At 66.3% G+C, this 5,375-nt stretch carries 4 protein-coding genes and 1 pseudogene; all 5 read left to right on the forward strand.

The genetic code is table 11. The features are described from left to right. Positions 1-253 precede the first annotated feature (253 nt). Positions 254-535: pseudogene (locus QH290_RS38090) on the forward strand (SLOG family protein); the annotation flags it as partial. A 74-nt stretch (positions 536-609) separates the two neighbouring features. Next, positions 610-1,413 (forward strand): tyrosine-type recombinase/integrase, encoded by an 804-nt coding sequence (locus QH290_RS16010; RefSeq protein ID WP_280383635.1) that lies wholly within the window; start codon positions 610-612, stop codon positions 1,411-1,413. Between the two features lie 37 nt (positions 1,414-1,450). Next, on the forward strand, positions 1,451-1,906 hold the full coding sequence (locus tag QH290_RS16015) for an XF1762 family protein (protein ID WP_280383636.1): 456 nt from the start codon (positions 1,451-1,453) through the stop codon (positions 1,904-1,906). Positions 1,907-2,373: 467 nt separating this feature from the next. After that, the gene (locus QH290_RS16020; protein ID WP_280383638.1) at positions 2,374-3,753 is read left to right on the forward strand and encodes a DUF3560 domain-containing protein; all 1,380 of its coding nucleotides are present in this window, start codon (positions 2,374-2,376) and stop codon (positions 3,751-3,753) included. A gap of 482 nt (positions 3,754-4,235) precedes the next feature. Further along, positions 4,236-5,015, forward strand: a complete 780-nt coding sequence (locus QH290_RS16025) for a hypothetical protein (protein WP_280383640.1) — start codon at positions 4,236-4,238, stop codon at positions 5,013-5,015. The last annotated feature ends 360 nt before the right edge of the window (positions 5,016-5,375 follow it).

Below are 5,375 nucleotides of genomic sequence, written 5' to 3' on the forward strand. Positions count from 1 at the left end.
AGAACACCTACTTCTGAGACGGCGCGTCTCCGGGCCCCGTTCTGCGGACGCTCGTTGATGATGCCGTCGGCGGGCGGTCGCGCGCCACGCCCGCGGCAAACCCCCCCGCGGGCTTGACCCCCTTCCGGCCGCCGCGGCGGCCGAGGCGCGCCCCGCAGAACGGGGCCCGGCGTCGACACCGATGGTGTTCAACCACTTTCCGCTCCGGCACCGGTAGCCATTTCGCATCCTGGAGGTCGTCGTGTCCACAGAAATGTTCAACCAGCCCACCACCGACCGAGAGATCGTGCACCTGGAATTGGCCCTAACGATCTCGCCAACCCCACCCCAGACGTCCGACGCCTCACGCGGTCGGGGTAGCCGAATCCTTGCCACCGGCTCCCGTAGCTGGACCGACCACGCCACCATCCGGGCGGCGCTGGCAGACGCATGGTCTCCGGAAGCAGTGCTGGTGTCGGGAGCATGCCCGCGGGGCGCCGACGCGCTCTGCGAGGCGTGTTGGCTGGCGTGGGGCGACCGGATCGAACGTCACCCGGCCGACTGGGACCACCTTAGCCCCCACGCCGGGTTCGTTCGCAACGCTCAGATGGTGGCAGCTGGCGCCGACCTGTGTCTGGCGTTTATCCACCGTTCAGCAAGCCCGTCGACCCGATCGTCGGTCAACTCGTCGATGCCTGGAGACACGTGCGGCCGCCACAACCCGACCTACGGGACCGCAAGACCGGCGAACACCGCCAGTTCCTGTTCTGCGTCCGCGGCCAACTGATCGGACGCGCCTACCTCAACGACACCCTCATTCCAGCGCTGTGCGCGAAAGCCGGTATCCCCGAAACCGATTCACGAGGAGCGCTCACCAGCCACCGCGCCCGATCCACGATCGCCACCCAACTACTCAACGCACCGGAGCCGCTGTCCATAGCGGATCTCCAAGAATGGCTGGGGCACAAGCACATTGCCAGCACACGGCACTACGCAGCCATCCTGCAACGGCGGCTCACCGCCGCCTACCACAAGGCGGACTACTTCGCCCGCAACGTGCGCACCACCCAGGTGCTCATCGACAGGGAAACGATCCTATCCGGCGCGGCCAGCGGCGGCGAACAGCCGTGGAAGTACTACGACCTCGGCGACGGGTACTGCACCTACGCTTCTTCGCCGAATGCCCACACCGCCTCGCCTGCGCCCGCTGCCCGTTCTACCTGCCCAAACAATCCAGCGCCGGACAACTACTGGCAGTCAAAGACGGCGTCGACCAGATGCTCGAACAACTCGTGCTCACCGACGACGAACGCGCCGCCTTGGAAGGCGACCGCGACGTACTCACTGAGTTGGCTGCACGACTCAGCACGGTGCCGACACCGGCAGGCCCCATACCTGAGCAACTCGGCACCGACCACGCCTTCATCGCGCTGACAGCCGTGCAGAACAGCCTGACCGGAGGTTCCGACCGTTGACTACCCCCAGACTCAGCCTCTGCCCCGTAACCTTCGCCGACGCATGCGATTTCGTCGCGTTGCATCACCGCCACCACCCACCGCCCACCGGTCACAAGTTCTCCATCGGCGTCGCATTGGACGGAACCCTCGTCGGCGTTGCGATCATCGGCCGACCGGTCGCCAGATCTCTCGACGACGGCAGGACCCTCGAGGTCAACCGCACCGCAACCAACGGAACCCGCAACGCCTGCAGCATGCTGCTCGGCGCCGCATGGCGGGCCGCGAAAGCCCTCGGCTACACCAGGCTCGTCACCTACACCCAGCATGGTGAATCGGGCAGCTCACTCCGCGCAGCGGGATACCACGTCGTCGCCCAACGCCGCGCCCGGCGCAGTTGGAGTTGCCCAGCCCGGCCTCGGCTCGACCGACCCAACGGAGGCCCCCAACGCACACTCTGGGAGGCGTCATGACTCCTGCTCCGGCCGATCGTTACCGTTCGGCGGCTCGCCCCGCCCTGTAAGCCGCGACCAGGCCCTCTATCGGACCGTTCCGGCCGATCTGACCAAACCACCCGGAACGGTGCCCTGCAGCGCAAGGACATCACGGTCGTCGGCTCGATCCGTCCCGCCGCACCGGCCGCCATCACACTCGCTGAAGTCCGCGACCGCCGAATATCAGGCCGACGTCGCTCGGCACCAGTTCGGCTACCCGCGCATCGACGCCTGGGATCCCACCGAACACAAAGTGTTTCGTCGTCCGGCTCGTCGCCCTCGACCACTGCTGACTGCCACAGCCAGCGAACGGCGCGCCAGCCCCGACCGCAACGAAGGTTGCCTCGCAGCCGAAATCGGCTTCTCCGAACATCGCCCGACGTCCCGCGTCCTGGCGCGCTCCCTCATTCGTCGACTGCACCTTTCATCGGAAAGGACGTAATCCCATGAGTCGCATCACTATTCGCCACAATCGTCAGCTCGGCACTCTTGTCTATGGCACCTGCCGTGGCATGTCGGGCGTCGGGAATGCGCTCACCGAGTGGCCTTGCAACTTCCGGGGGTCGGAGAACCTTCCCGAGGATGACGAGTTGGGTGATCCGTACTGGTATCTGCCGCATTCGCGGCGCCGCCGAGCCGATACGCACAGGATCGACACTGCGGTCGCGCGTCTGCGTGAACTCGGTCATGTGGTCGAGGTCGAGATCGACGACACGACCCCGGCGGTCGACTTCGCCGGGTTCATGGAGGAAAAATACAACCGGGCCGACGACCGGGCTGCTTACCAGCAGTACATGGCCCGCCGCGAGTTCTGGACCTCGGACTCCATCCGGGCCGACGTCCAGCGCACCTACGACATGCTCAACGGTCAGCCGATTCTCGTCGGCCATCATTCCGAGCATCGTCACCGCCGCTTGCTGGATCGGCTGTGGCAACGTGAGGGCAAGGCGTGGGTGCTCTACGACAAGGCCAAACATCGCATCGACCGGGCGGCGGCAGCAGCGAATTTCCGTGCCTACAAGGAGAACCCGGGCACCACGCAGCGCCGGATACTCGGTATCGAATCTGATCTCCGCCGCATCGGTAAGTCCGTGGAAGAGCATGGCCACCGGTGGTCGGATCACGCGCTGGCGATCACGCGTGCCGAGATCGTGGAGAAACTCGAGGAAATCGAGTACTGGTGGCGCGTCCTCGACGAGGCGGGTGTGCACGTCTGGGGTCCGGACGATTTCGCGGTCGGGGACTTCGTAGCGTGGGCTCATGGGCGCTGGCACGAGATCGCTCGCGTCAACCCGAAGTCGGTGAGTGTGGCGGGCCTCTACGACACGGCCGGCGGTCGAATCCAAACGATGAAGGCCCTGACCCGCCGCAACTGCCGCCCGCAGCCGCTGCCGTATCACAAGGTGGTCGGCCATCTCACCGCCGCGCAAGCCCGTGAACAGTATCCCGAGCTGTTCGCCAGCCTCGACGCCGCGCCGGTCCGTCCGCGTCCGAGCAAGAAGCGTGGCAGCGTCAAACTCGATCACCACCGTGCCGCCGAGGGTGAACGGTGGGAATGGCGGGTCGGCGACGTCGAGTACCGCGCGTTCTGGCGTCATCCGCAGAACTGGTGGCGTGGTGAGCACGAACCGGTGACCGATCCGGGCGTCATCCATATCACGGCGTATCGCGCCGGGAAAACTCCCACTTTCGTTTCCCGCGGGGAACCTATCGAGGTCGCGGTCGCGGAGGTTGCGATCGAGGGGGACATCGCGTGGGTCGAGGAAGTCCACAACCAACTGCGCGACCATGTCCAAACCCATTACGCCGCAGCGGCAACCGCCTGACGCACTGAGGTCGGGCGGGTCGGTTACGGCACCGCCCGGCCCTCACCCATGCGCTCTTTCGGCCGCGCTTTCCCGGCGGGGTCCAGCGTCAGAATCAACCTCTAGGAGTCCTCTGTGCCTCACACCGGGCCCGTGATCGTCCGGCCCACACCCGACGGTGTCCACGTTCTGTGTCCTCTCGGACACCTCGTCACCGCCTGGCGGCGAAAACACGGAGGGTGGGCCGGGAGTTGGATCGAGGCCAAGATCGCCAGCCACCAGATCAACAGCGACTGGATCGTCACCTGCCACGGAGCCGATCCCAACGACCCTCGACCGTAATCGCCCGCACTCGATCGGCCGCCACCGTCCCCCGGGCAGGCCTCCCGAGCAACGCCGTCACCGTCGACGTCCCGCCGCCTTTGCGTTCCGGCTCTGCACCGGACCCGCCCGCGGCGCCAATTGTCTTGCTGCCCAATCCTCCAAACTCACCAGGAGTTGTCATGCCCGACCCCGTGAAAGAAGTTCGGCGCGCGTTGACCAATACCGAGATCAGTGCCCTCGCCGAAGGGATCGCTAGCGCGACATCGATGTCGGAGTTGGTCGATGCCGCGGTCCGCGGCCTGTTCGACACACTGCTGGCCGACCACGGCCGCCGGTTCGATGACTTCGACCGCGACACCCCGCTCGATCCGGGACGCTTCGCGATCCCGGCTATCCAGTGGCAGGCCCTCGCCGGTGCGGTCACCTCCCGCGCCGACGAATGGGGCGCTGCCACCACGATCGGATTGGAGTTGGTCAATATCTGGCCGAGCACCTTCGAGGACCCGACCGTGCCCGAACCCCGCTTAGCCGTCATCGACCGTCGCCCGCACCAGTTCGCCATCCACGTCACCCGCGATGCCGCCGACGAGATCGCCAAATGTGAACACCACCTGGCGGCGCTGGCCGACTACTACGGCCACACCTCGACGCAATACCTCGACGCGATGCACAGCTGGCACAGCCTGGTAGTCGGCCTGTTCGCCACTCGCCGGGGCGCCGACACCACCGTGACGCGTGACGGTCGCCTCTCGCTGTCGGTCAGCTGCGACCACCTGGTCTACGCCGCGGTGTTCCACGGCTCGCGTCGCCATTGCACCGACCCCGCCTGCCACGCAACCGCGTCCGACGACGGATCCTGGCACACCCCGAACGACAGCGTGCCGATTCTCGACCACGCTCACACGCCCAGCTACCCCCTCGACGCACCCCAGCCCGGCGATTGGTCGTTCCACTCCTAATCGCTGAGCACGTGCCCGTCGGTACCGCTACCGACGGCGCGCTCGGACCCTCCCCGGGCCGGGAGACCCGCCTGGTGAGCATCTCCGACGACGATTTCGGACACGAGGCCCTGCCGACCCCAGAGCAGGGGTTGATCAGAGACCTATCCCCGCTGATTCGGACCCTTCACCAACCCCGCAGCACCTTGCCACAGAACGGGCGTGAAATACGGTCCGGCAGAGTTGGGTCGGGAACTGGAGTAGCAAATGATCTCTGACGGTAGGACCCAGGGCCTTCGTGCCGCCGGTTTCCCGGTCGGTTGTGCGTCCCCTGGTGTCCCTGGTCAGGCAGTGGCCTCTCCAGCTCCCGCCACTTCAAAC

This window comes from Nocardia wallacei, from assembly GCF_029869545.1.
Classification (GTDB): domain Bacteria; phylum Actinomycetota; class Actinomycetes; order Mycobacteriales; family Mycobacteriaceae; genus Nocardia; species Nocardia wallacei_A.